The organism is Rhodococcus sp. 15-2388-1-1a (genome assembly GCF_002259145.1).
In the GTDB taxonomy this organism is placed as follows: domain Bacteria; phylum Actinomycetota; class Actinomycetes; order Mycobacteriales; family Mycobacteriaceae; genus Rhodococcoides.
The window spans coordinates 305,866-330,024 of the sequence record NZ_NPFP01000046.1 but is presented as its reverse complement, the minus strand read 5'-3'; the positions used below and the strand labels follow the sequence as shown (position 1 = coordinate 330,024).

The window sequence follows — 24,159 nt, the reverse complement described above, 5'->3', positions numbered from 1 at the left end:
GGGTGGGTGGGCGGACAACCGATCGGCCGACGCCTCAGCCCGCCATTTCCTCGTACAACCGTTCGACGTCCGCATCCGTCCAGCCCGGCGGCTGGAGGATGTCTGCCCACATGTTCACCGCGTCGGCTCCGTAGCTGTGGCCGTGGCCGTCGTCGACGTCGGTGGAGAACACCTGATCGAACGTCAACTGCCAGAAGGTCACGAACGGGAACCACTGCACGCCTGGATCGACGTCGGCACCACGGGTTTCTCGTAGCCAGTCTGGCCGGTTCAGTATCAGATCCGGAGACCACCACACGATGGGATCGGATGCGTGCTGCCAGTACACGATTCGGGGCTCGTCCCATTGCCCGCCGATGTCGAGGTCACCGGACGAGCTGGCGAAACGAACGTGCTCGCCGCCGTCGATGACAGGCAGGATCTCGCGGGATCCGGCGTCGCGCCCACCGGTGATGCGCGCCCACTGCGGCGTGAAGTTGGGATTACCGACCCACAGGGCACCGTCGATGCGCGCGATCATGTCCTGCGCGCCGCTGAACGCATCCTGTCCGCCGTAGGCACCGAGGCTCTCGCCGAACAGCACCAGCTTCGGTCGCGAATCCTCGGGGAGCTCGCTCCACACCTCGTACACCGCCTCGAAGAGAGCCCGTCCGGCATCCTGTGGAGTCTGGCGGTCGGCCAGAAACGCCATCGGGCTCGGCAGGAACGAGTACTGCATCGACGCGATCGCCGAATTGCCGTCGTACAGGTATTCCAAAGGGCGAGCGACGTTCTCGTTCACCCACCCCCGTCCGGTGGTGGTCGCGACGCCCAGGACAGCGCGGGAGAACGCACCCGTGCGTTCGAGTTCTGCCACCACTCGCTCGGCCACGCCCTCGACGGTGTCCGCGGACTCCACGCCCGCGTAGGCACGGATCGGTTGCACCGCAGGCCTTCCGGTGAACTCACTGATCTCGTCCGGCGATACCCCGGACACGACGAAGCGTCGACCCTCCTGCCCCAGGGAATCCCACTCCTCGTTGGACGCGTCCGAACCCGACAGCTCGGCCGCGGTGGGCTTCTCGACGCCCTCGTGGTTGCCGCGGTCTGCAGTCGAGGCCGAACTCTCCGCGACCGCCACGATGCCGCGAATCAACGCGCCGTTGACGGCGAACACCACCAACAGGGCTACGACGACCACGCTGGCGATCCTCGCGACCGGCTTCGGCACGTACTGCTTGCCCCACCGCGTCAACGCCTGAGATGCCCGCCGCAGCAGACGACCCAACGCCAGCACGGCCACGGCAACCACCACGGAAACCACCAGCACCGCGACGTACAGCGGCCTGCCTGGATCCTCGACACCGACGAGCTTGCGGACGATCTGCTGCCACCACGACCCCAAGATCAGGAACAGCGGAATCGCCACCGCCGCGGCAACGGCCAACGCCCACCACCCGCGGCGACGCCACTGCTCGGACCAGTTCGGTGACACCCCACAGATCCGAACCACCCACGCGATGAGGCATCCGACGCCGTATCCGATCGCGACGCTCATTCCCGTGGCCACCGCCTGCAGATACCAGGCTCTGGGCAGCAGTGACGGAGTCATCGACAGCGCGAAGAACACCAGAGCAAAGAAAATCCCGACTGGATGCAGTGCGCGGCAGTACCGATCCGCCCGTGAATCCTGCCAATGAGAACGAATCGCGGCCGACCGCTGTGTGGTCATCCGCAGATCGTATTTGCCCGCCGACTGGGCCGCACCCTCTTCGACATGCAAGCATTCACCACATGAGTGTTCTGGTCTGCTTCCACGCACATCCCGACGACGAAGTATTCGGCACCGGTGGCGTGATGCGTCTCGCAGCCGACGCAGGCCACCGCGTCGTCCTGGTCACCGCCACCGACGGTGCCCTCGGCGAGTACCCCGACGGAATCCTCACCGACGGCGAGACACTGGCCGAGCGCAGACGCGTCGAGCTGGATCGTTCGGCCGCCGTTCTCGGAGTCTCCCGCATCGTGCGGCTGCACTACGCCGATTCCGGAATGGCCGGTACTCCGGAGAACGCGAACCCGGACGCGTTCTGCAACGTCGACGTCGACGCCGCAGCCCAACGCCTGGCCGACGTACTCCGCGAGGAGCACGCCGATGTCGTGACCATCTACGACCCGAACGGTGGCTACGGTCATCCGGACCACATCCAGGTTCACGTCGTCGGCAAGCGCGCGACCGAGATCGCCGAGACCCCATTCGTCTACGAGACCACCACCAACCGCGATCACATGCGCAAGTTGATGGAGGCCAATCCGCACTGGGGCGAGGAAGCGTCACCGCCGGACATGGAGACGTTCGGTCTGCCGGAAACCGAGATCACGACGGTGGTCGACGTGTCCAGCGTGATGGACGCCAAACGGGCAGCAATGGAAGCCCACGAAACACAGGTCGGCGACTTCGGACCGTTTCTGCAGATGCCTCTGGAGGACCTCGCCACCGCGTTCGGCACCGAATGGTTCAGAAAGCTACGCGGCACCGGTGGCGTCGGCCTCACGGAGACCTCACTCCCACTCTGACCTGGCCGGACAGCGGACGCAAGCGCGACGTACGCGTCGTGCAAGCGCCCGGGGCGATCGTTGGCCCCATGACCACACCAGCAATCGAGGCTCAGAACCTCGTCAAGACATTCGGTAAGCACCGCGCAGTCGACGGCGTCAGCCTGACCGTTCCCACCGGGGCGGTGTACGGCGTCCTCGGACCGAACGGCGCGGGCAAGACCACGACGGTGAGCATGCTCGCCACTCTCCTGAGACCCGACGGAGGCTCGGCCCGCGTCTTCGGCCACGATGTCGTCGCCGACGCCACCGCCGTCCGGTCGCTCGTCGGCGTCACCGGCCAGTACGCATCGGTCGACGAGGACCTCACCGCGACCGAGAATCTCGTCGTCTTCTCCCGACTACTCGGGCTCGGTCGCCGCGAGAGCAAAGCCAAGGCCGTCGAACTCCTCGAGGAATTCGGGCTGACCGAGGCGGCGTCGAGACCGTTGAAGATGTTCTCCGGCGGCATGCGTCGACGCCTCGATCTGGCAGCGAGCCTCATCTCGGCACCACCGCTGCTGTTTCTCGACGAGCCGACCACCGGGCTCGACCCCCGCACCCGAGCGCAGATGTGGGACACCATCCGACGCCTCGTCGCCGAGGGCTCGACCGTCCTTCTCACCACCCAGTATCTGGACGAGGCCGACCAACTGTGCGATCGAATCGCCGTCATCGACCACGGCCGCGTCATCGCCGACGACACCGCCGACGGGCTCAAGTCGTCGGTGGGTACATCCGCTCTCGCACTGACTCTGACCGACCGACACCGGATCGACGACGCCCGAGTGTTGGTTGCCGAGCAGCTGGGCGTCGAGGTGTCCGTCAGCCCCGAGTCTGCTCGACTCACCGCACCGATGACCGACACGTCGATGACCCCCGACATCTTGATTCGACTGCGCGACTTCGGAATCGACGTCACTGAAATCACCGTCACCAAACCCAGCCTGGACGAGGTCTTCCTGACTCTCACCGGCAAGAACGCAGACGAGGACGCAGCATGACAACCACCCTCACCCCACGAGCGTCGACGTACATCGACCCCGCCGACCGACCTGTCGTGCGACACATCGGCCTGGCCCGCACCGCCGCACAGTCCGCCACGATGGGATATCGCGGACTGCTCAAGCTCCGCCACAATCCGGAACAACTCACCGATGTGGTGCTGCTGCCGATCATCTTCACGTTGATGTTCAGCTACATCTTCGGCGGCGCGATCGCCGGAGACGTGAGCTCCTACCTACCGATGATCGTGCCGGGAATTCTTGTCCAGACAGTCATCACCGGTTCCGTCGTCACCGGCACCCAGCTGCGAGAAGACATGGACAAGGGTGTCTTCGACCGCTTCCGATCACTCCCGATCGCTCGAATCTCCCCGCTTGCAGGCGCATTGATGGCCGACGTCATCCGCTATTTCATCGCCGCGGTCGTCTGCTTTCTCACCGGATTCGCGATGGGCTATCACCCGGCGGGCGGAGCACTCGGTCTCCTCGGGGCGGTGCTGCTGGTGATGTTCTGCGCCTGGGCGATCAGCTGGATCTTCGCGCTCCTGGGCACCCTGATGAGCAAAGCCTCCTCGGTCCAGGGCATCTCGATGCTGGTGTTGTTCCCACTGACGTTCCTGTCCAACGCCTTCGTCGACACCAGCACGATGCCGAGCTGGCTCCGCGCCTTCGCCGATGTCAATCCCGTCTCACACCTGGTGACGGCGGTCCGAGAGCTGGCGAACAACGGGCACTTCGGTATTCACGTCGTGTACTCACTCGTCGGAGCCGCAGTCATCGTCGCGATCTTCGCCCCACTGACCGTCAGAATGTACATGCGCAAGGCCTAGACCAGCGCGAGCAACCGCAGAATTTCCTGCAGCGCACCATTTCTGGTGAATTCAGCGGCCCGAGCGAGCCCGGCATCGACCTCGCGGTCACCGGCAATCGCTCGGGCCGCTCTCAGATGCCGATCGATCTGCATCGTCGGGAAGTCCTGCCGACCCACCGCCTTCTTCGACACCGCCGACAACTGCACCCCCAATGCCCGATCTCCCCTGTGAATCTCGAACGAACCCACCGCACACGCCACCGCGCCGAGCATCGGAATGTCGTAGAAACCGCCCGGCACCAACACATTCCACGGCTTGCGCGTCAACGCCGCCACTGCATCGGCCACGTCCTCGGCACGACCGTGCAGAACGTGCGCGCCGACGGCTGCACACACCAGAATGGTCATGAACGGATCACTCGGATCCTCCGACGGCCAACCACCCAACGCCAAGGCTCCGCGAAAACCCTCGAGACCCTGCTCGACGGCACCGTCCTCGAGATCCGCCGCAGCCCGCGCCGCCGTCAGCGACGCGGAACTCGACCGCTGCTGAGCGCGATCCCAGCGGGCACCGATGTCGTTGTCCGAGGGTGGATCGAGGGTGATCTCCTGCCCGTGCGCCACGGCTTCCAACTCGTCGATCAATCCGCGTCCCTCGTCGACACGACCGGCCCCGATCAACGCCATCGCAAGAAAAGTGCGCGTCTGCACGCTCTCCTCGAAAGCGTGCATCTCCCACATGACGTCGGCCGAGATTCGGTAGTACTCCACGGCCCGTGCGTAGTCGCCCGACAGCCCGTACGAGCTGGCCAGCGTCTGCGCTGTCGAGCCGACGGCCCACAGGTCGCCCCTACGCCGTGCGATGACGAGCGCCTGCTCGCCGTCTCGGATCGACTCGTACAGGCGACCCGAGTTCTGAGCCAGCATCGAGCGAACGACGTACGCGTTGCAGCGAACGTCGTCGTGTTCGGATCGAATGGCAAGGGCCAGCTTGCGGGCCACACCCCGACCCCCGGCGTGGTGAACCAGAACCTCCGAGTTGAAGCGCAGCCCCGGCGACATCCCCACCCGACTGTGCAGCAGGTGCCGGAGGTCCACCCTGATGCGAGCTATCCGACGCAGATTTCCGCCGTAGGCGTAGTGCGCCGCCAGCACCAGCAGGGCCATCGCGGCATTGTCGTCGGGCGTTCCGAGCATCCCGTCACGCATGCTGGCCTGCACTCTGTCTGCCCAGTTGAGCACCTCCGAATGCGCCCCACGCATGGCCCAGAAATAGCCCAGTACCGAGAACAACGTGCACACGTTGTCCGAGAACTGTTGCCCGAACGAATGTCTCATCACCGACAGCAGGTTGTCGTGTTCGGCTTCCATGAGCGCGACCATCTCGGCCGGGTGCCCACCGGAGTAGCCGGCGGATACTCGAACCGCGACCGATGTCGACCACTCGCGCAGCCGAACTGCGACGGCTCCGGCCTCGCCACTGGCGTCGAGTTGCTCCTCGCCGTACTCGCGCACTGTCTCGAGCATGTGGTACCGAATACCGATCGGCGTCTCGACCACGCTGAGCATGGACTGATTCACCAGACCGTCGAGCGCAACCGAAACATCCTCCACTGCAGCCCATTGCGCCACCTGCCTCGCGGCGTCGAGATCGAATCCCGCCGGAAATCGACACAGTCGACGCAGCGCCGCCTGCTCGGTGGCGTCGAGCAGATTCCAGCTCCAGTCGATGACGGCATGCAACGTCCGATGCCGTTCCGGCCTGGTTCGATCCGCCGATCGCAGCAGCGTGAAGCGACGGTCGAGCCTCGCGTCGATCTCCTCGACGCTCATCGACTTGACCCGCGCCGCAGCCAGTTCGATCGCCAACGGCAAGCCGTCCAACGTACGGCACAGTCGGGCCACGGCGTCGGGTTCGAGGCGCGCCGACGGCCGGACCGCCCGCGCCCTGATGCAGAACAGTTCCGTCGCAGGCGAATTCGAGCCGGTGACACCCAACGACGGCAGGGGGAAGACCGACTCGGCCGTGATCCCCATCGGGGAACGCGACGTCGCCAGCACCGTCACCGCGTCGGTCGACGCCACCAGGGCGTCGACCACCACCGCGACCTCGTCGATCACATGCTCGCAATTGTCGAGAATCAGCAATCCCCGCCGCGTCGAGAAGACATCAACCAGTCGTTCCCGAATCGAATGGATCCGGGTGACCTGAAGCCCACCGACCTTGACGTCGGCCTCGGTGAGCCCGAGGGTCGCTCCGATCGCCGAGGCGACATCCTCCTCGCTGCGCAGCGAAGCCAGTTCGACGAACGCCACCGACATGTGGGCCGCAGCGCGGCGACCGAGCTCGTGTGCGATCCGCGTCTTACCCGCACCGCCGGGGCCGAGGACAGTGACGACACGAGAACTGCCGAGCAGTTCCTCGATCGCGTCGACGTCGTCGCCTCGTCCGATGAGTGCGTTCGGTGCGGCGCGCAGACCGATGATCTGCAGCATCTTCGGTGCGGTCTGTCCCAGAATTTCGGTGTTCACCGCGGTCACGGCCGGCGACGGGTCGGTTCCCAGACGTTCGGCGAGTTCGGTTCGCAACGCCACGAACACCGTCAGGGCATCGTTGGATCTGCCTGCGCCGTGCATTGCACGCATGAGGTCGGCGGTGGCGAGTTCGTCGCTTGAATCTGCGGCGACTCTCGCCCGTGCGAGCGGGATGGCGTCATCGAAACGGCGCAACCCCAGTAACGCCGAGATCTGTACGGACCTCAGCGCCGCCTCGAGCAGTTCGGCCTGTACTCGGACCGATTCCGGCGGCTCCCCTCGCCACAGGCTCAGGGCGTCGAGCGCGCCGTCGAGGGCGTCCTGCCACTGCGCAGAAGCGAGTCGAGCCTCGGCCGCACGGGTGAGGACACGCGCGCGGCCGAGGTCGGTCTCCTCGGTGTCGAGAGCCAACCGATAGCCGCCGCGATCGCTTTCGAGAACGCCCGCGGGCAACACCGAACGGAGCCGAGAGATCTGCGTCTGCAGAGCGTTCTTCGGCGAACGGGGAGGCTCGTCCTGCCACACCTCGTCGATGAGGACCTGTGCCGACCGCATGCGCCCCGGCACCAGCGCCAAGGCCACCAGCAGGGCCTGCGCCCGCGCACCCGGTACCGGAACGAGATCGCTGTCGATTCGGGTCGCGACGTCGCCGAGGATCCCCACCACCGGGAAGTCGCTGGTGAGGTGCTTCGTTCGAGGAGGCGCGATGTCGTTGGGCACTGCCACCAGATCGTAGGCCGATGATGGGACCCCCTCGACCTGACGTTCGGATTGTTTCGAGCCTCTAACCAAACCGCGAGACGGTACAGTGTTCACGTCGCCTGCCATGAGGGCGAGTTCTTCATACCTGAACACCGTCACCGAAATGGAGAGGCCGGAGAAGCGATGCGTTCGTCAGTGGGTGTGTCCCTGGGCACGTGCGGCATTCGCACGGCGCGGACCACCGAAGACGGCGCATGGACCGACGGCACCCCATTCGACGACTGGCAGCTCTCCCCTACGGCATCCGACGTCGCGCGCGTCGTCCGCGGCGTCGTCGACAGTCCGGACGCGCCCCAATCACTCGGCGTCGCCTATCGCACCCCCGAGGAACGCACCGAGATCGCCGACGCGCTGGCCGAGGAGTACGTCTCCGACGTCCACCTCATCGACAAAACCGGCGCGGCAATGGAGTACCTACGCCCAGGGCTCCCCTCCCACCACCGAACGATCGCGTTGTTCGACGCAGGCGAAACCGGAGTCGACGTCGACATCGTGGACGTCGAGTCCGGCCGCTCCTACGGTTCGGCGCGATCCACGGCCATCAGCGGTGCCTCCTTCGATGCAGTGGTCCGGGAACACATACTCGGTCTCGGCATAGTGCGTCCGCCCCAATCTCCGGACGAGGACAGTGCGCTGACGGCCTTCTGCCGCGGAATCAAGGAAGCACTGTCCTCGCACCTGACCACCAGCACACCCGATGGCGAGCACATCCTCCTCGAGCGCCACATCTTCGAGCTGTCCATTGCACGCTCCACCGAGGAGGCCGCCGAGACGGTGCGCCGACTCGGCCGCGAGGCCGAGTTCTATCCCGACGCGGTCATCGCCATCGGCGGGACGTCCAACGTTCCGTTGGTCCGGGCCACCCTCGAACGCTTCCTGCAGCTGCCGGTCATCGTCCCGGACAGGCCCGAGCTGGTCGTCGCCGGTGGTGCCGCAGTGCATGCCACCCATGTCGATGCGACCCACGTGCCACCCCTCGTCTCGCACCGTCCAGCACTCGCGCGACTCGGCATGATCGCACTACCGATCGCAGGCGTCATCGCCGCGATCGGACTGTTCACCGCACTCGGATCCAGCGACGAGAGTCAACCGCTGAGCACCCCCGCCAGCGTCGGTGATTCGGTTCCGCGAACCACCACGCCTGCGGCCTCCAGCACCACGACGGCCACACCGTCACCGATCCCCGACATCCCACCTCCCCCACCGACCACCACCGCGCCTCCGGCTGCTGCCGCCGATTCCTCGCCCTACGTGCAGTACCAGCAGCCGCACTACTACCCGCCTGCACCTCCGCCTGCCCCGACCGTGCCCCTGCCACAGATTCCGGGCGTTCAGATGCCCGTCATCCCGTTACCGGTATTGCCGCGCCTGCCGTTCTGACCGGCCGCGTTCTCACCCGTCGGACAGATACGGAAAGATCCTCGCTCATGGCCACCACTGCGCAATGGATCGAAGGTGCGCGACCGCGCACACTCCCGAACGCGATCGCCCCTGTCCTCGTCGGCACCGGTGCGGCCGTGTCGCTGGACGGAGGAGTGTGGTGGAAGGCGCTGCTGGCGCTGATCGTCTCGTTGGCTCTGATCGTCGGCGTCAACTTCGCCAACGACTACTCCGACGGAATCCGCGGCACCGACGACGATCGAGTCGGGCCCCTCAGGCTGGTCGGTTCGAAGGCCGCGTCCGCCGGAGCCGTCAAGAAAGCCGCCATCGGTTGCTTCGCAGTCGGTGCAGTGGCCGGACTGGTCCTGGCTGCGACGAGCGCGTGGTGGTTGGTCATCGTCGGACTCGTCTGCATCGCCGGTGCCTGGTACTACACCGGCGGCTCGAAGCCGTACGGCTACAGCGGTTTCGGTGAGATCGCCGTGTTCGTGTTCTTCGGTCTCGTTGCGGTTCTCGGCACCCAGTTCGTGCAGGCCGAGACGATCGACTGGGCGGGAGTACTGGCAGCGGTGGCCGTCGGATCGTTCTCGAGTGCAGTCCTGGTTGCCAACAACCTTCGCGACATCCCCACCGACACCGAATCCGGGAAGCTCACTCTCGCAGTTCGATTGGGCGACGCCCGCACCCGCTACCTGCATCTCGCGCTACTGGTGGTGCCGTTCGCGATGACCGTCGTTCTGATCGCTCGCACCCCATGGGCACTGGTCGGCCTGCTCGCGCTCCCCTTCGCCGCTCGCGCGAATTCCCCGGTGCGCAAGGGAGCTCACGGATTCGAGCTGATTCCTGCACTGCGCGATTCGGGCCTGGCGATGCTCGTCTGGGGCGCGAGCACCGGCGTGGCGTTGGCCTTCGCCTAACGCTTGTCGGGAACGAACGCGCCCAGCAGAAAATTCACGATCGAGATGATGATCGCGCCCCAGAACGCCGCGGCAAACCCGACGATCTCGAGGCCGTAGCCGGTCTGCGACGACAGCCAACCCGTCAACAACAGCATCAACGCGTTGATCACGAGAGTGAACAGCCCGAGAGTCAGAATCAGCAGTGGCAGCGACATGAGCTGCACCAGCGGCTTGATGAACGCATTGACGACCGTCAACACGGCCGCGATACCGAGCAGCACCACGATGTCCCACCCATCGCCGCGCCCCGAGCTGGTGACAGTGATGCCGTCCACGAATTCCTTGGCAACCCAGATGGCAACGGCGTTGATCACGAGCCGAATCAAAAAGTTCATGGCGCCATCGTAGGGTTCGTCAGCGCCCCACGGCTACGACGTATTCAGCGCTCCAAGTCGATGTCGACAGTTACTCGCCCACGATCGTCACGAGTCGCCACGGCAAGGCCGGAATGATGGACGCCGCCGAGGTCGATATCGACTCGACCGCCGTCGTTCTCGAAATTTCGCCACCAGTTCTTCTTGTCCGGCACGGCCACCGCAACTTTGACGTGATTGCCCGTTCGCTTGTAGGCCACAGGCAGTGAGAACTCCTTGCCGGATTTTCGGCCGGTGTAGGTCAGGATTCCCATCGACCGCCCCAGCACTCTGTCGAGTACCGGTGCCTTCATGACGACCACAAAAACCTTGTTGAACGCTGCTGCCGACTTCTGAAAGGTGTTCACTGTGCCGCCTCCGGGATTGCCCTGCACGTGCTGCCGAGCGTAGCGGCGTCGCAGGCCGATGGAGTCGTCACTGCGAGGACACACCGTCCTCCATCGACTCGGCCAATACATCGAGGGCTTCGAGGACCCGCTCCCGTCGCGCACCCAACGCGTCGAACAATCGGCCGTGAGCCGCGAGCTCGCGCGGAAAGACCTCGTCCACAACATCTTTGCCCGCGTCGGTCAACGTGATCGACGCAGACCTCCGATCCTCTGCATTCTGCACGCGCTCGAGGAAGCCGCGACGTTCGAGCTTTCCCAACGCCTTGCTGACTCCGGCGCGCGTCATGCCGAGCAATTCGGCCAACCGAACTGCCGTCACGGGTTCGGTGCCGTAGCGCAACGGCACCATCAATTCGACTTCGGCCACCGTGACGCCGGCCTCGGCGTAAATCGGTTCGACGGCCATCTCGAGGAGCGCGACGATGCGCTTGATCTGGGCAACCACCTGCATCGGCGAGGCGTCGAGGTCGGGGTTGAACTCCGCCCACCGTGCGCAGGTCAGCTCACGAAGCGATGCGTCGGTCATCGTCACCACCAATATTGTTAACCGGTTGACAGTTCTGCTACGTTCACAGCCTAATTCATCTCATCGACTCATTCACGAGGAGGCGTCTTGACGTACGACACCGTGGTGATCGGCGGCGGCCCCGCCGGACTCAGTGCCGCGACACTGCTGGCTCGCGCACGACGACGGGTGGTCCTCGTCGACGCCGGGCATCCACGCAATGCGCCTGCAGATCACGTTCACGGTTTTCTGTCGCGTGATGGCGCATCCCCCAACGAGCTACGCGAGGCCGGCCGCGACGAGGTCATCCGATACGGCGGAGAGATTCTGCAGGGCAACGTCACTCGCATCGACGACAGTTTCGCGGTGCACCTCGAGAGCGGCTCGGTCCTCGATTCCAGATCGGTATTGATGTCCACGGGGCTGCGGGACGAACTGCCCGACATTCCGGGCGTACGCGAGCACTGGGGCTCGGGGGTCTTGCATTGCCCGTACTGCCACGGCTACGAGGTGCGAGATCAACCCATTGCCGTGATCGGCGGATCCAATCGACCGTTCACCGTCCATCAGGCCTCGCTGATTCGCCAATGGTCGTCGGACGTCATCTTCTTCACCAACGGGATCGAACTGACCGAAGACGAACGGATCGGACTCGACGCCCGGTCCGTCGGAATCGTGGACGTACCGGTGTCTCGGCTCGTCGCGGAAGACGGCGTAGTCGAAGGCGTGGAACTCGTCGACGGCACCGTCGTTCCCAGAGCGGTCGTCTTCGTCGGCCCGACGTTCGTCCCCAACGACAGTCTGCTCACCCGAATCGGATGCGCGCAGCTGGAGAACAGATGGGTGGCAACCGACCCGACCGGCCGCACCAGCGTGGACGGACTGTGGGCAGCGGGCAACGTCTCGGACTCGCCGGCACAATTGATCAATTCGGCAGCAGCTGGCTCTCGGGCAGCGATCGACATCAATCACTACCTGCTGGCTCTCGATGTCGCCTTGGCCGTTCGCTCGCGATGATCGTCTCGTGATCAGAACTTGTCGGTGGTCGGTTCTACACTTCTCGGCAACGGGTCGAATACGAGTTCGACTCTTCGTCGCTGGGGGGTGACATGGGGCTACGCGAGTCGACGTGGATGGCGCACGATCACTGTGCACTCGCCGACGTTCTCGGTGCGCGCCGGACGATAAACGCCGCTGCCGCATCGGAACTGGCGCTCATGGACGACTACGTTCATGGCCGAACACTATGCGCCTCGCCGTGGGACACAGGAGTGACCGAAAAGGATCTCTACAGCTCGGCGATCTGCGAACTTGCTGCGGCACTGTCGTCCACCTTCGCCGCCGTTCACAACAAGCTTCAAATGTGGCGTCAACTGCGTCCCCTCGTACGGAACAGTTTCATCGACGGCTCGCTCGACATGGAGCGGGTCAAGACGATCCACGACCATCTGCTTCATGCGCGTCCGGAAACAGTCGTCGCCATCGAAGCCGAGGTTCTCAAAGCTGCCGCAGAAATGGCACCGGGCACCCTGGGTCGCGAGATCGACCGACTGCTCACCGAAGCCGATCCGGATTGGGACCGCGAAGTACGCAAGCGTGCCGCGCGCACAGAGAAGCGCATCCGGGTTCGTCGACGGGCACGAGGACTGTCGAGCCTCACCGCCGTGATGACCGACGGCGAAGCCGACGAACAGCTTTCGCGAATCGGTGCCGAAGTCTCCCGCTTGCACCCCGAGGATCCGCGTTCGGACGATCAACGACGGGGCGACGCACAGACTGCACTGATGCGCGGCGAGACACTGCTGTGCGAGTGCTCGACGTGCCTGACCTCTCGAGGTGACGTCGCGGATCCCGAGGCTCCCGAACACGGTGAGCCGGTGGCAGTGAAGCCCGAACGTTCGGACGCAAATGCCGACGCCACCGGTGAAACAGCCACCGAGGGAACGAGTTCCGCACCGCCGGGACCCGAGCGCCCGACGAGGGAGCAACTGGACAAGTCACCGACGGACCCGCTCCCACCCGATGCACGGCCACCCGACGCACCGCCGCCTGTTTCAGCGACTCGATCGAGACCGGGCGGAGGGACCTTGATCGAACGCTGGCGTGCCATCGTCGAGAACAATCCTCGCGCCGTCCACGCCCTACACCCCGACGGACACGGAGGCATGACGACCCCGCCGCCGGGGGCACTGACCTACGCGCCGAGCAGGGCCCTTGCCGCGCAGGTTCGGGCCGAACATCCGTACTGCCTGCATCCTGGCTGCAACGTGCCTTCGGAGCGGTGCGACCTCGACCACATCGTCGAATTCGATCGGCAGAATCCGGAGCGAGGGGGTTGGACGATCCAGACGAACATCGGCCCACGCTGCCGGCTCCACCACAACCTCAAAACGCGCAAGCTCTGGCGCACCGAACTACTGCCGGAAGGTGTCCTTCATATCGTCGACCCTCTCGGAAATCACTACTTCACCGCGCCGACCCTGTGAAAACCGATCGCATAGGGTTGGTTCGGTGAGCACCGCGAATCTGACCCGGACCGAAACTCGTAGGCGATCGCGCCACATCAGCGGGGTGAATTACCGCGTTCACCTGGATCTTCTACGCGCAGAGGATGCGGACCTCGACACCTTCGAGACCGTGACAACCATCGAATTCGACGCGACCACGGCTGCGACATGGGTGGATTTCATCGGTGCAGCAGTCGACGAAGTCACCGTGAACGGCATCGACACGGCGGTCGATTACGACGGCTCACGGATTCAACTGGTCGGGCTCGCCGAGCACAACATCGTCCGGATTCGTGCGCAGGGACGGTACAGCCGGTCGGGTGAAGGACTACATCGGTTCGTCGATCCCGTCGACGACAACGTCTACCTCTACACGCAGTACGAACCGGCCGATGCACGCCGGGTGTTCGCGAACTTCGAGCAACCGGACCTCAAAGCCCCATTCACTCTGACGGTCACGGCTCCACCGACGTGGACCGTGCTGTCGAACCGCGAGGGAACCACCGCCGACACGGTCACCACATTCGCGCCGACCCTGCCGATATCGACCTACATCACCGCAGTTGCGGCCGGTCCGTATCACCGCATCCAATCGTCCTGGACGCGAGGCGAACTCACCGTCCCCCTCGGAGCCTATTGCCGCGCGTCTCTCTCCGAGTACTTCGACGCCGAGGACATCTTCGACACCACGAAGCGGGGCCTCGACTTCTTCCACGACAAGTTCGACTACCCGTACCCGTTCGGAAAGTACGACCAGATCTTCGTTCCCGAGTACAACCTCGGCGCGATGGAGAATCCCGGCCTCGTCACGTTCACCGAATCGTACGTATTCCGTTCTGCGGCAACCGAAGCTCAGTACGAAGCCCGCGCAAACACGATTCTCCACGAGATGGCGCACATGTGGTTCGGCGACCTCGTCACGATGCAGTGGTGGGATGACCTGTGGCTCAAGGAATCCTTCGCGGACTTCATGGGTGCGTACGCGTCGGCCGAGGCCACCCGATTCACCGATGCCTGGGTCAGCTTCGCCAATCGGCGGAAAGCGTGGGCGTACCTGCAGGATCAGCTCCCGACCACCCACCCGATCGTCGCGGACATCACCGACCTCGAGGCCGCGAAGCTCAACTTCGACGGCATCACCTACGCCAAGGGGGCGAGTGTCCTCAAACAACTCGGGGCGTTCGTGGGTGCAGACGCCTTCTTCGCAGCGTCCCGCACCTACTTCCGCACCCATGCTTTCGGGAACACCACACTGACCGATCTGCTGAGCGACATGTCCACCGCGAGCGGACGCGACCTCGACACCTGGGCTGCAGCATGGCTGCAGACCACCGGTGTCTCCACGCTCAGTTACACCGGCGATGCCGTCGAGCAGACAGATCCGCGGCCTCACCGAATTGCCGTCGGGCTCTACGACCTCGACGAGGCCGGGAATCTGACGAGAACCGACCGTCGAGAGCTCGACATCACCGAGGCACGAACGCCGGTCGACTTTCCCGATGCCGCGCTGGTTCTACTCAACGACGACGACCTGACGTACGCCAAGATCCGATTCGACGAGCGCTCGACTACCACCGTGCGGAACCACCTCGATCGCATCGTCGATCCTCTCGCCCGAGGCCTGGTGTGGTCGGCGCTGTGGAACTCCACCCGTGACGCCGAGCTGTCTGCACTCGAATACATCGACATTGCAACCCAATTCGCACCGAACGAACCCAAGATCGGCCTGCTGTCAGCGGTCACGGCGAACGTGGCGTACACCCTCAAGCACTACCTCCCGAAGGACCGACGGGCCGAACCGATCCGGCAGTGGCTCGAGGCGTCGTGGACGCAACTGCACGCGAGCGAGCCTGGGAGCGATACCCAGTTGGTGTGGGCGCGAGCCACTGCGGCCGCAGCCCAACTCGACGGCTCCCGCGCAGCCGACTTGCGCGCACTTCTCGACGGCACGGCTACGGTGTCGGGCCTACGTCTCGATCCCGACCAGCGCTGGTCGTTCTGGTTGGCCCTGGCCGCAACAGGGAACGCGACCTCGGCCGAGCTCGACGCAGAGCTGGCCTCCGACGACACCTCGTCGGGACGTACCGCGCACACCGCAGCGGCGACGGCGATACCCGATGCCGAGGTCAAAGCGAGGGCGTGGACTGCGATCACCGAGCGCGACGATGCGTCCAACGATGTTCTCGACGCCTTCATCACCGGCTTCGGAGCGGGGCACCGACCGGACCTGACCCAGCCTTACGACAACCGGTACTTCGAGTCCATCTCCTCGTTGTGGACCTCGCGCAGCATCGAGATCGCCAGGCGAATCGTCGTCCGCCTGTTCCCGCAGCAGTCGTCGACGGAGGCCGCGGACAGCTGGATCGCCGAGCACGAATGGGCACCGGCGGCCCTGCGGCGCTTGGTGATCGAGCAACGAGACCACTTGGCGAGGAGCCTGCGGGTGCAGGCGCGGCTATGGTGATGACCATGCTCACCACCGACTCTCGTCGCTCACTTGCCACGTCCGCACTCGCTGCCGGAGGTCTGCTCGGCGGCTTCGCCGTTGCCCGGAAGTCGCAGAATCGTCAGCTCGGCGGAGCGGTTCTGGCAGCCGTCGGCGTGGCCTGTACGACTCGGTGGCAGAAGTCTTCCGGTTCGACCCGCGCCGGTGTGCTGCTCGGGACCTACCTCGTTGCGTTCGGTGCTTCGCACCCGCTGGCCAAGAAGATCGGTGCCTGGCCGGCGGTCGGGGCGGTGTCCGCTGCAACTGCGGCGGCATCGATGGCGGTGAGCAAGTAGCTCGCCTCAGAGCACCCCGGTACGAATGAACTGTTCGAGGGCTGCGGTCGGTTCGTCGAGATCCATCCCCTGGTTCGAGACCCAGGTGTCGTCGAAGTAGGTCTGCGAATACCGATCTCCGCCGTCGCACAGCAGCGTCACCACACTGCCACTGCGGCCTGCGGCGATCATCTCCGCGATCAATCCGAAGGCACCCCAGATGTTGGTGCCCGTCGATCCGCCCACTCGTTTGCCGAGTGCGTCCGAGGTGAATCGTGCGGCGGCCACGGAGGCGGCGTCGGGCACTGCGATCATGCGATCGATCACCTGGCCGACGAACGAGGGTTCCACGCGCGGTCGGCCGATGCCCTCGATCCGGGAGGACAGTCCTGTCTCGTAGCCCGCGTCCCCGGACTCGTAGCCGCCGATGAACGCCGAATTCTCGGGGTCCACCACTGCCAACTGCGTTGCATGCCTGCGATATCGGATGTAGCGGCCGATGGTGGCGCTGGTTCCTCCGGTCCCCGCACCGACGACCACCCAGTCGGGAATGGGGCATTCCTCGAGCCGAAGTTGGTCGAAGATGGACTCCGCGATGTTGTTGTTTCCGCGCCAGTCGGTGGCCCGTTCGGCGTGCGTGAACTGGTCCATGTAATGGCTGTCGGGCTCGGCCGCGAGTCGATGCGCCTCGGTGTACATCTCGCCGGGCCGATCGACGAAGTGACACCTTCCGCCATGGGACTCGATGAGTGCGACCTTGGCCGGGCTGGTGCTCCGTGGCATCACGGCGACGAACTTCAGTCCGAGCAGTCCGGCGAAATACGCTTCACTGACGGCAGTGGAGCCCGACGATGCCTCGATCACCGTGGTGCGTTCGGTGACCCAGCCGTTGCAGATTGCGTACAGAAAGAGCGACCGAGCCAGCCGATGCTTCAGGCTGCCGGTGATGTGCGTCGACTCGTCCTTGAGGTACAGCGAGATTCCCCAGGCTGCGGGGAGGGGGTATCGCAGCAGGTGCGTGTCGGCGCTGCGCTGGGAATCGGCCTCGATCAACCGGACCGCGTTGTCGACCCATGCCCGTGATCCGGAGTGATCGACCGACCTGGTCATTTCTTGCCGTCTTCACCGCGCAGCTTCGACTGCAGGTCCGCGCGGGCGGCGCGCCTGTCCTCGTCGACGGCTGCGATGGATTCGTTCACGCGGATGCGCATGTTCTTGAACAAGAGCAGCGACAGTGGCAGCGAGATCAGCACCGAGAAAATCGCGGCCACGAGTACCGGAACTTCGACGCCGAAGAGTAAACCGACGCCGACGATGACGGCGGCGATCACGATGACGAGCGCCAGTCGCGCGAAGGTGTAGACACCGAGGTTGACGGCGAGAGACTTCTTCGCCGACCTACCTGGCGCGACATTTTCGCTGGTCGGATCGTTGCTGTCGGCATTCGTCGCGTCACTCACGGGTCCCAATCTACCGGGCTCGGCCGGCACTCCGACCCACCCCCGGCATGACCGATTTGTCCATTACCTCCCCTTTACCAACCTTGTATCAGTCGAGTACCTAGGGGTTCGAGTGCAACCATGGGGATCGAACGCAGCAGACCGATATCTCCGGTTCGACGCATATGCGCCGAACCGAATCGTAGGAGGACACGACAGATGAGCGCACCCACATTCCACAAGGCTCAGGACTCACTTCTCACGCCGGGTCAGGTAGCCGCGCTTTTTCACGTCGATCCCAAGACGGTGACACGCTGGGCACACGCCGGCCGCCTCGGATCGCTCCGCACTCCGGGCGGGCACCGTCGATTCCGTGAGACCGAGGTCATGCAACTGCTGACCTCTCTGACTACGGAAGCCGGCGCACACCACTGATTCGCAAGACACGGAGAGCACACCGCCCGCGGTAGCCGCACCCTGACGAACTCATCGAACATTCTCAGGAATCTTCGACGCTCGACGGGTGCGGGGGCCGTTGCATCACGGCTACCCTCGTAGTAGGAGGTGCGTCGTGATCTATCTATTGGCGTTGATCGGCTTGGTGGCAGTGATCGTGCTGTTCTGGAAGGCATTCGGACCCAGCACCCAGGCTCCACCGACCCGCACTGTCGGACCCGATGACGATCCCGATTTTCTGTGGCGAATCAACCGTGAAGCTCGCCGCGGAGGGAAAGACGGGACCGAGGCCGGTACCGAACCCAGTGAGTAAGGTCCGGTAGTTCTCAGTTGCGGTGGGAAGCGGTGGGCGCGTCGGGGAATCCTGCCGCTACCGCCGCCGCGACTTCCAACAGTGCCTTTCGTGTGCGACCACGAAGACGATCGAGTTCGATTTCCGCCCCCTCCTCGAGATGCGGGTCGAATGGGATCGTCCGCACTCGAGCGCACCGCTGCTCAAAGTGTTCGACAACTTTGTGCAGATCCACTTTTCCGGCTCTCGGCCGAACCCCGTTGACCACCGCAACCGATTTGGCGACCAGTTCGCGGTAGCCGTGCGCATCCAGCCAATCCAACGTTGCCGATGCACTCCGTACGCCGTCCACCGAGGCCGAGCTGACCACCACCAGAGTGTCGGTTCCCTGGAGAATGCTCTCCATGGCAGAGTGCATCAGACCGGTGCCGCAGTCCGTGATGACGATGCTGTAGAACTTCTCCAACAGCGACGCGGCGCGATCGTAATCCTCACCGCTGAACGCCTCCGAAGCCGCCGGATCCGAATCGGATGCCAGTACTTCCAGCCGATGCACATTCTGCGACGTGTAGGCCCGGACGTCGCTGTAGCGGTCCAGAGACTGTATGTCGCGCAACAGGTTACGAACGGTGGCGGTCGTCTCGGGCGGTACCTTCTGCCCCAGCGTTCCACGATCGGGGTTGGCATCGATAGCGATCACCCGATCACCTCGAATCTCGGCGAACGTCGAGCCGAGTGTGGCCGTCGTCGTGGTCTTACCGACACCCCCCTTCAGCGACAGCACCGCGACGCGATAACACCCGGCAAGGGGCCGATCCACCTGCGCGGTCAAAGCCAGCCGTCGCTGCTGGGTGGCACTGTTACCCACATCCAGACGACCGCGGGACATCGAATACAGCGCCCGACGCCACCCCGACACCGGCGGCGCATTCCCTGATCGGACGAGCAACGAACTGCCGAGATCGAGCGAGGACACCTGCTGCGGGACCAGGTGCTCACCCGTCCGACTCGGGTCAACGGCCGGCATCGCTCCTGGCGCGACCATCAACGCGTCGCCCGGGCCACGCCCAAGCGGCTGAGGCTGGCTCGGATGTGTCTGATGCTGATTCTGCGGTTGCGGCCACTGACCGGGCTGAGGCCCCCACTGATTCTGGGCGTTCCACTGATTCTGGGCGTTCCACTGATTCTGGGGATTCCATTGCCCCTCCGGCGCGAACTGCCCATGCGGGTTCTGCGGTACCCAATTGTTCTGCGCCCCACCCAAATTCTGCGCCCCACCCGAAATCTGCGACCCACCGAAATTCTGCGACCCACCGAAATTCTGTGGAGCCCAATGGTTCTGAGACACCGGGTTCTGAGACACCGGGACCTGGGGCGGGGGCGGTCCCGATACGACGGGCGGGCTCGGGATCTGCCCGGCTTCGGGCGGTGAGGGTGCAGGAATTGGTTTCACGGGGGTCTTCGGCGGTGCCACGGGCGTCGACGGTGTTGCCGTTGCGGTCTTGTCCACCTCGGCCGGGGTCGCGGCGACCGCGGCATCCTTCGCCGGTGCAGACCCGTCCTTCGGTTGGGCAGCGGATTCGGCGGCCCTCGGTGCAGGAACCGGCGGCGGTGTCGGCGCGGGCTCGGGCTGCGATACGGGCGGGTTGTCGATGCTTTCGGGCGGCATGGTGATGGGGGTCGATCGAAATGGCTCTCGCTGCGCCGCGGCCTTGGCCTCCGGCTCGGCTACGGCGGCGGTTGCGCCGGCCGCCAGATCGGATCGAACGGGAGGTGTCGCCGGCAGGGGCACGTGTTCTTCGGGGGCGTCGTCGTCCAGTGGCCGGACGGGTTGCCAGTTGTTCTCGTGCCGATCGGCCATGACCGATTCCCCCCAGTTCGCGTCCCACATCGAAGATCCGTGCTCGGATGTGTCCCCCATCGAGCCGGATCGGACGCTACCAGCTGGCAGGCCAGAGTGGAGCCTGCGGAACGACCCGAAGATTCAGGAGTGGAGCCTGTGAACGAGGAGAAGGTCAGTTCAGTCCCGCGTAGCTGTGCAGTCCCGAGACCACCATGTTGATGATGAAGAGGTTGAAGAGCATGGCGGTGAATCCTGCGATGTTGATCCAGGCGGCGCGGGTGTTGCGCCATCCGGAGGTGGCGCGGGCGTGCAGGTAGGCGGCGTAGATGATCCAGGTGATGAACGACATCGTCTCTTTGGGATCCCAGCCCCAGAAACGTCCCCATGCGGCTTCGGCCCAGATTGCGCCGAGGATGACGCCGGCTCCGAAGAGCGGGAAGGCGACGATGGTCGTCTTGTAGGCGAGTCGGTCGAGGGCTTGGGCGTCGGGCAGCTTGGAGGCGAACTTGCCCCAGAATCCCAGGCTTTCCTCACCGAGGGGCTGCTTGATGCGCAGCAGGAACAGCAGGGAGGCGACGCCGGAGACCAGCAGAATGCCGCTGCCGACGCTGACGATGGTGACGTGGATGGGCAGCCAGTAGGAGCGCAGCGCGGGGACGACCGGAGCGGCGTCGGCATAGAGCTTGGTGGCGGCGAAGAACATCAGCACGATGATCGGTGCGAGGACGAATACGAGCATCGGGCGCATCGTCTTCTTGCGCAGCGCGACCACCGAGGTGAGGGCCGCGGCTGCGGTGGCCATGGTGACGAACTCGTACATGTTGCCGAGCGGGAAGCGGTGGGTGGCGAAGCCGCGGAGCACCACCGAGGCGATGTGCAGTGCGAGGGCCGGGGCGAGCAGTGCGAAGCCCATGCCTGCGAGTCGATCGGAGAGCGGTCGCTTCGGCGTTTCCACGACGCGTCCCGGTCGGCTGTCGGCAACGGGGGCACCGGCGCCGACGAGTTCCTTGGCCTGGACGGCCGTCGCCTTGGCGGAGGCGTACTGGGCGATGAGCAGGACGAATGCGAGCACGTAGATGGTGAACGCTGATTCGAAGGACCAGTCGCTGTACTGCGAGAGGGTCTCGTTGATCGGCATCGGTCAGTTCTCCTGTTTCGAGGTGTCGCCGAGCAGGCGGGTGCACAGGCGGTCGAACTCTTCGCCCCACCCCGCCTGATCGGTGCGTGCAAGTCCGCCGAGGTCTACTACAGTACGTCGTGCCTGGGCGTCGGCCGTGAGTCGGACCCAGATTCTGCGACGCTTGATCACCAGTGAGACGAGCAGTCCGCCCATCATCGTGAGTGCGAAGACGAGCACCCAGGTCTGCGCGGGGTCGTGCGAGACCTGAAGGTTGACGAATTCCTTCGCTCCGTCGAACGTGACGACGGTGCCGTCGCTCAGCGTCGCGGATTCTCCCGGCATCAGGTTGACGCGGTCCTGTTTGACGAGGCGTCCCTGGGCGATCATTTCCTGGTCGAGCGAGAAGATGGACTGCGGCAGTCCGGTGTCGAGTCCGGTGTCACCCTTGTAGATGTCGATGGCGACGGCTGGGTCGTTCATGGCGGGGAAGCTCGACGACAGCAGACTGCCGTGGAACGACGCCGTCGGCGCGAACAGCCCTTCGATGGCGATCTGGTTCTTCCGGCGGTCCAGGGGGTCGGTGTAGAGGCCGCCGGGCGGGTCGACGCGCAGCACTCCGCTGGAGAGGAACGTCGTGGCGTCCGTCGGCTGCCATTGGATGGTGTCGGTGCGGGTTTCGCCGTTGGGGAACGTCACGGTGAAGGTCGGTGCGTAGCCGTGGCCCTGCAGGTAGACGCGGTCCCCTGCTACACGCAGTGGGTGGTTGACCTGAAGTTGGTCGTCGCGCCAGACGTTGTCGGTCAGGTCCTGACCTGCCTGGTACTCGATGTTGGAGGTGAACATCTCGGCCTGGCCGTTGTCGAGGTAGTCGGCCGTGAAGTCCTTGACGCGCACGCACAGTGGTTCGAGGTCGGTGCCGTCGACGAGGTTGCCTGCGCGGAACGAGTCGTAGTTCGCCGGGGTCGAGGTGCAGAAGCCTGGGCCGTCGTCGGCGATGACGATGCGGTTGCCCTCGTAGCCGAGCAGCTTGCCCATGGCGATGGCGGCGAGCAGTCCGACGAGCGAGAGGTGGAAGACGAGGTTGCCGAGTTCACGGACATAGCCCTTCTCCGCCGACAGCGTCACTGCTCCGCCGTCTTCGGTTCGCTGGGCGACGCGCCAGCCGCGCAACTGAGTGCGCACCTGTGCGGCGATCTCCTCCGGCGTTCCGTCGACGTCGTAGCGGGTGTGGTGCGGCAGGCGCGAGAGGTTGCGGGGCGCGCGAACGGGCTTGGTGCGCAGTTGCTTCGCGTGCTCGATGCAGCGCGGCAGGATGCAGCCGATCAGCGAGATGAACAACAGCGCGTAGATCGCGGTGAACCAGAAGCTACCGAAGACGTCGAACAGTTCCAGCTTGTCCATGATCGGGCCGAGGGTCGGGCGGTTGGCGATGTATTCGTCGACCTTGCCCGCGTTGAGGCTGCGCTGCGGCACCAGGGCACCGGGCACCGCGGCGAAGGCCAGCAGGAACAGCAGCACCAGCGCGGTGCGCATGCTGGTCAGGCCACGCCAGGTGTTGCGGACCAGGGCCACTCCCCTGCCCAGCATCGATTGCTTGTGGGGCGGCGACGCTTCGGTGCGCTCTTCGGTGTCGGCGGTCATATCGGCAACACCACATCGGAGACGAAGGCGTCGCGCACCCAGCCGACGAATTGATCCCAGGCACCGGTGACCAGTGCAATTCCTACCGCTATCAACATGATTCCGCCGAACACCTGTATCTGTCGTGCGTGTGTACGTAGCCAGCCGACGCCTCGCAGCGCGCTGACCGAACCGAACGCGAGGATCACGAACGGTAAGCCGAGGCCGAGGCAGTAGGCCACGATGAGGACGACACCTCGCGCTGCCGTCGTGCCGTCGGTCCCTGCGGCGAGTGAGATGACGCCCGCGAGCGTCGGCCCCAGGCACGGAGTCCATCCGAGTGCGAACACGCCGCCGAGCAGCGGCGCTCCGGCCAACGAGCCGATCTGCTTCGGCTCGAAGCGCACGTCGCGCTGCAGGGCCGGGATCAGTCCGACGAACACCAGACCCATGGCGATGGTGACGACGCCACCGATCCGCATGAGCAGTTCGCGGTTGATCGCCAGGACGGAGATCGCTCCGAACACCGACGCGGTGGCGAGGACGAACACGACGGTGAATCCGAGTACGAACAGTCCTGCCGCTCCGGCCACGCGCAACCGGCCGCTGCGCACTTTCGTCTTCACCGCTGCCTCGTCGGCGCTGACGGCCGGGGCGTCGGCTCCGACGACTCCGGCGAGGTAAGACAGGTAACCCGGCACCAGTGGAACGACGCACGGTGATGCGAAGGAGACGAGCCCGGCCAGGACGCAGGCACCGAGGGCCAGGATCAGCGGCCCGGAGGCCGCGGCTTCCTGGAAACTCGCGCCTATCCCGGCGAGATACATCGTCT

The 24,159-nt window shown here is 64.9% G+C and carries 22 protein-coding genes; 11 read left to right on the top strand and 11 right to left on the bottom strand.

Annotated elements, in window-relative coordinates:
• Positions 1-34 precede the first annotated feature (34 nt).
• Positions 35-1,711 carry an alpha/beta hydrolase gene (locus CH302_RS26475; RefSeq protein WP_176460778.1) on the bottom strand — a complete coding sequence of 559 codons (1,677 nt, stop codon included), beginning with the start codon at positions 1,709-1,711 and terminating at the stop codon, positions 35-37.
• Between the two features lie 62 nt (positions 1,712-1,773).
• Here CH302_RS26475 and CH302_RS26470 point away from each other — a divergent pair, with 62 nt between their 5' ends.
• The 3 genes from CH302_RS26470 (at position 1,774) to CH302_RS26460 (ending at position 4,405) form a co-directional block, all read left to right on the top strand.
• Entirely contained in the window at positions 1,774-2,553 is a 780-nt protein-coding gene (locus CH302_RS26470) for a PIG-L family deacetylase (RefSeq protein ID WP_037187041.1), read from the top strand.
• A 68-nt stretch (positions 2,554-2,621) separates the two neighbouring features.
• The gene (locus CH302_RS26465; protein ID WP_037187039.1) at positions 2,622-3,575 is read left to right on the top strand and encodes a daunorubicin resistance protein DrrA family ABC transporter ATP-binding protein; all 954 of its coding nucleotides are present in this window, start codon (positions 2,622-2,624) and stop codon (positions 3,573-3,575) included.
• Positions 3,572-4,405: an ABC transporter permease gene (locus CH302_RS26460; protein WP_037187037.1), complete on the top strand. Its 834-nt coding sequence runs from the start codon at positions 3,572-3,574 to the stop codon at positions 4,403-4,405. Before CH302_RS26465 ends, CH302_RS26460 begins: the two co-directional genes overlap by 4 nt.
• Here the strand turns inward: CH302_RS26460 and CH302_RS26455 are convergent.
• Positions 4,402-7,647 (bottom strand): BTAD domain-containing putative transcriptional regulator, encoded by a 3,246-nt coding sequence (locus CH302_RS26455; protein WP_176460777.1) that lies wholly within the window; start codon positions 7,645-7,647, stop codon positions 4,402-4,404. The genes CH302_RS26460 and CH302_RS26455 overlap by 4 nt on opposite strands.
• Before the next feature lie 159 nt (positions 7,648-7,806).
• Here CH302_RS26455 and CH302_RS26450 point away from each other — a divergent pair, with 159 nt between their 5' ends.
• Both CH302_RS26450 and CH302_RS26445 read left to right on the top strand, forming a co-directional pair.
• Positions 7,807-9,063 carry an Hsp70 family protein gene (locus CH302_RS26450; RefSeq protein WP_141216734.1) on the top strand — a complete coding sequence of 419 codons (1,257 nt, stop codon included), beginning with the start codon at positions 7,807-7,809 and terminating at the stop codon, positions 9,061-9,063.
• Positions 9,064-9,110: 47 nt separating this feature from the next.
• On the top strand, positions 9,111-9,980 hold the full coding sequence (locus CH302_RS26445; RefSeq protein ID WP_037187034.1) for a 1,4-dihydroxy-2-naphthoate polyprenyltransferase: 870 nt from the start codon (positions 9,111-9,113) through the stop codon (positions 9,978-9,980).
• Here CH302_RS26445 and CH302_RS26440 read toward each other — a convergent pair.
• Genes CH302_RS26440 through CH302_RS26430 form a run of 3 tightly spaced genes read right to left on the bottom strand, consistent with a single transcriptional unit; the run spans position 9,977 to position 11,311 of the window.
• Complete coding sequence (locus CH302_RS26440) at positions 9,977-10,357, bottom strand: phage holin family protein (protein WP_037187032.1); 381 nt, start codon at positions 10,355-10,357, stop codon at positions 9,977-9,979. The two genes, CH302_RS26445 and CH302_RS26440, sit on opposite strands and share 4 nt — an antisense overlap.
• Before the next feature lie 44 nt (positions 10,358-10,401).
• Positions 10,402-10,827 carry a nitroreductase/quinone reductase family protein gene (locus CH302_RS26435; RefSeq protein ID WP_230596132.1) on the bottom strand — a complete coding sequence of 142 codons (426 nt, stop codon included), beginning with the start codon at positions 10,825-10,827 and terminating at the stop codon, positions 10,402-10,404.
• Positions 10,811-11,311: a MarR family winged helix-turn-helix transcriptional regulator gene (locus CH302_RS26430; protein ID WP_052047401.1), complete on the bottom strand. Its 501-nt coding sequence runs from the start codon at positions 11,309-11,311 to the stop codon at positions 10,811-10,813. The genes CH302_RS26435 and CH302_RS26430 overlap by 17 nt, the downstream gene beginning before the upstream one ends.
• Positions 11,312-11,398: 87 nt before the next feature.
• Here CH302_RS26430 and CH302_RS26425 point away from each other — a divergent pair, with 87 nt between their 5' ends.
• The 4 genes from CH302_RS26425 (at position 11,399) to CH302_RS26410 (ending at position 16,578) form a co-directional block, all read left to right on the top strand.
• Positions 11,399-12,307, top strand: coding sequence for an NAD(P)/FAD-dependent oxidoreductase (locus CH302_RS26425; RefSeq protein WP_037187029.1), 909 nt, complete (start codon positions 11,399-11,401; stop codon positions 12,305-12,307).
• A 92-nt stretch (positions 12,308-12,399) separates the two neighbouring features.
• Positions 12,400-13,776, top strand: a complete 1,377-nt coding sequence (locus CH302_RS26420) for an HNH endonuclease signature motif containing protein (RefSeq protein WP_037187027.1) — start codon at positions 12,400-12,402, stop codon at positions 13,774-13,776.
• Positions 13,777-13,801: 25 nt separating this feature from the next.
• Positions 13,802-16,261: an aminopeptidase N gene (pepN, locus tag CH302_RS26415; protein WP_037187025.1), complete on the top strand. Its 2,460-nt coding sequence runs from the start codon at positions 13,802-13,804 to the stop codon at positions 16,259-16,261.
• A gap of 5 nt (positions 16,262-16,266) precedes the next feature.
• Positions 16,267-16,578: a hypothetical protein gene (locus CH302_RS26410; protein WP_037188675.1), complete on the top strand. Its 312-nt coding sequence runs from the start codon at positions 16,267-16,269 to the stop codon at positions 16,576-16,578.
• Between the two features lie 6 nt (positions 16,579-16,584).
• Here CH302_RS26410 and CH302_RS26405 read toward each other — a convergent pair whose 3' ends face one another.
• Both CH302_RS26405 and CH302_RS26400 read right to left on the bottom strand, forming a co-directional pair.
• Entirely contained in the window at positions 16,585-17,667 is a 1,083-nt protein-coding gene (locus tag CH302_RS26405) for a PLP-dependent cysteine synthase family protein (RefSeq protein WP_037187023.1), read from the bottom strand.
• Complete coding sequence (locus tag CH302_RS26400) at positions 17,664-18,017, bottom strand: DUF4229 domain-containing protein (RefSeq protein ID WP_082323524.1); 354 nt, start codon at positions 18,015-18,017, stop codon at positions 17,664-17,666. The genes CH302_RS26405 and CH302_RS26400 overlap by 4 nt, the downstream gene beginning before the upstream one ends.
• Before the next feature lie 198 nt (positions 18,018-18,215).
• On the opposite strand from CH302_RS26400, the gene CH302_RS26395 reads away from it, so the two are divergent.
• Complete coding sequence (locus CH302_RS26395; protein WP_037187021.1) at positions 18,216-18,431, top strand: BldC family transcriptional regulator; 216 nt, start codon at positions 18,216-18,218, stop codon at positions 18,429-18,431.
• A gap of 136 nt (positions 18,432-18,567) precedes the next feature.
• Complete coding sequence (locus tag CH302_RS26390; RefSeq protein ID WP_032393904.1) at positions 18,568-18,765, top strand: hypothetical protein; 198 nt, start codon at positions 18,568-18,570, stop codon at positions 18,763-18,765.
• A 13-nt stretch (positions 18,766-18,778) separates the two neighbouring features.
• Here the strand turns inward: CH302_RS26390 and CH302_RS30750 are convergent, their stop codons facing one another.
• The 4 genes from CH302_RS30750 to CH302_RS26370 all read right to left on the bottom strand — a co-directional run bounded on the left by CH302_RS30750 (position 18,779) and on the right by CH302_RS26370 (position 24,154).
• Positions 18,779-20,155 (bottom strand): MinD/ParA family ATP-binding protein, encoded by a 1,377-nt coding sequence (locus CH302_RS30750; protein ID WP_441347080.1) that lies wholly within the window; start codon positions 20,153-20,155, stop codon positions 18,779-18,781.
• 604 nt (positions 20,156-20,759) lie between these two features.
• Positions 20,760-21,725: a c-type cytochrome biogenesis protein CcsB gene (ccsB, locus tag CH302_RS26380; protein WP_037187018.1), complete on the bottom strand. Its 966-nt coding sequence runs from the start codon at positions 21,723-21,725 to the stop codon at positions 20,760-20,762.
• Positions 21,726-21,728: 3 nt separating this feature from the next.
• Positions 21,729-23,348 carry a cytochrome c biogenesis protein ResB gene (resB, locus tag CH302_RS26375; RefSeq protein ID WP_037187015.1) on the bottom strand — a complete coding sequence of 540 codons (1,620 nt, stop codon included), beginning with the start codon at positions 23,346-23,348 and terminating at the stop codon, positions 21,729-21,731.
• Entirely contained in the window at positions 23,345-24,154 is an 810-nt protein-coding gene (locus CH302_RS26370; RefSeq protein WP_037188672.1) for a cytochrome c biogenesis CcdA family protein, read from the bottom strand. Before CH302_RS26370 ends, resB begins: the two co-directional genes overlap by 4 nt.
• Positions 24,155-24,159: the final 5 nt, after the last annotated feature.

Excerpts from the sequence above, each read along its gene's own strand:
- CH302_RS26450 (WP_141216734.1), top strand. The coding sequence starts at position 7,807 with ATGCGTTCGTCAGTGGGTGTGTCCCTGGGCACGTGCGGCATTCGCACG.
- CH302_RS26465 (WP_037187039.1), top strand. The coding sequence starts at position 2,622 with ATGACCACACCAGCAATCGAGGCTCAGAACCTCGTCAAGACATTCGGT.
- CH302_RS26410 (WP_037188675.1), top strand. The coding sequence starts at position 16,267 with ATGCTCACCACCGACTCTCGTCGCTCACTTGCCACGTCCGCACTCGCT.
- CH302_RS26405 (WP_037187023.1), bottom strand. The coding sequence starts at position 17,667 with ATGACCAGGTCGGTCGATCACTCCGGATCACGGGCATGGGTCGACAAC.
- ccsB (WP_037187018.1), bottom strand. The coding sequence starts at position 21,725 with ATGCCGATCAACGAGACCCTCTCGCAGTACAGCGACTGGTCCTTCGAA.
- CH302_RS26470 (WP_037187041.1), top strand. The coding sequence starts at position 1,774 with ATGAGTGTTCTGGTCTGCTTCCACGCACATCCCGACGACGAAGTATTC.
- CH302_RS26440 (WP_037187032.1), bottom strand. The coding sequence starts at position 10,357 with ATGAACTTTTTGATTCGGCTCGTGATCAACGCCGTTGCCATCTGGGTT.
- CH302_RS26475 (WP_176460778.1), bottom strand. The coding sequence starts at position 1,711 with ATGACCACACAGCGGTCGGCCGCGATTCGTTCTCATTGGCAGGATTCA.
- CH302_RS26430 (WP_052047401.1), bottom strand. The coding sequence starts at position 11,311 with ATGACCGACGCATCGCTTCGTGAGCTGACCTGCGCACGGTGGGCGGAG.
- CH302_RS26445 (WP_037187034.1), top strand. The coding sequence starts at position 9,111 with ATGGCCACCACTGCGCAATGGATCGAAGGTGCGCGACCGCGCACACTC.
- CH302_RS26395 (WP_037187021.1), top strand. The coding sequence starts at position 18,216 with ATGAGCGCACCCACATTCCACAAGGCTCAGGACTCACTTCTCACGCCG.
- CH302_RS26370 (WP_037188672.1), bottom strand. The coding sequence starts at position 24,154 with ATGTATCTCGCCGGGATAGGCGCGAGTTTCCAGGAAGCCGCGGCCTCC.
- resB (WP_037187015.1), bottom strand. The coding sequence starts at position 23,348 with ATGACCGCCGACACCGAAGAGCGCACCGAAGCGTCGCCGCCCCACAAG.
- CH302_RS26420 (WP_037187027.1), top strand. The coding sequence starts at position 12,400 with ATGGGGCTACGCGAGTCGACGTGGATGGCGCACGATCACTGTGCACTC.
- CH302_RS26460 (WP_037187037.1), top strand. The coding sequence starts at position 3,572 with ATGACAACCACCCTCACCCCACGAGCGTCGACGTACATCGACCCCGCC.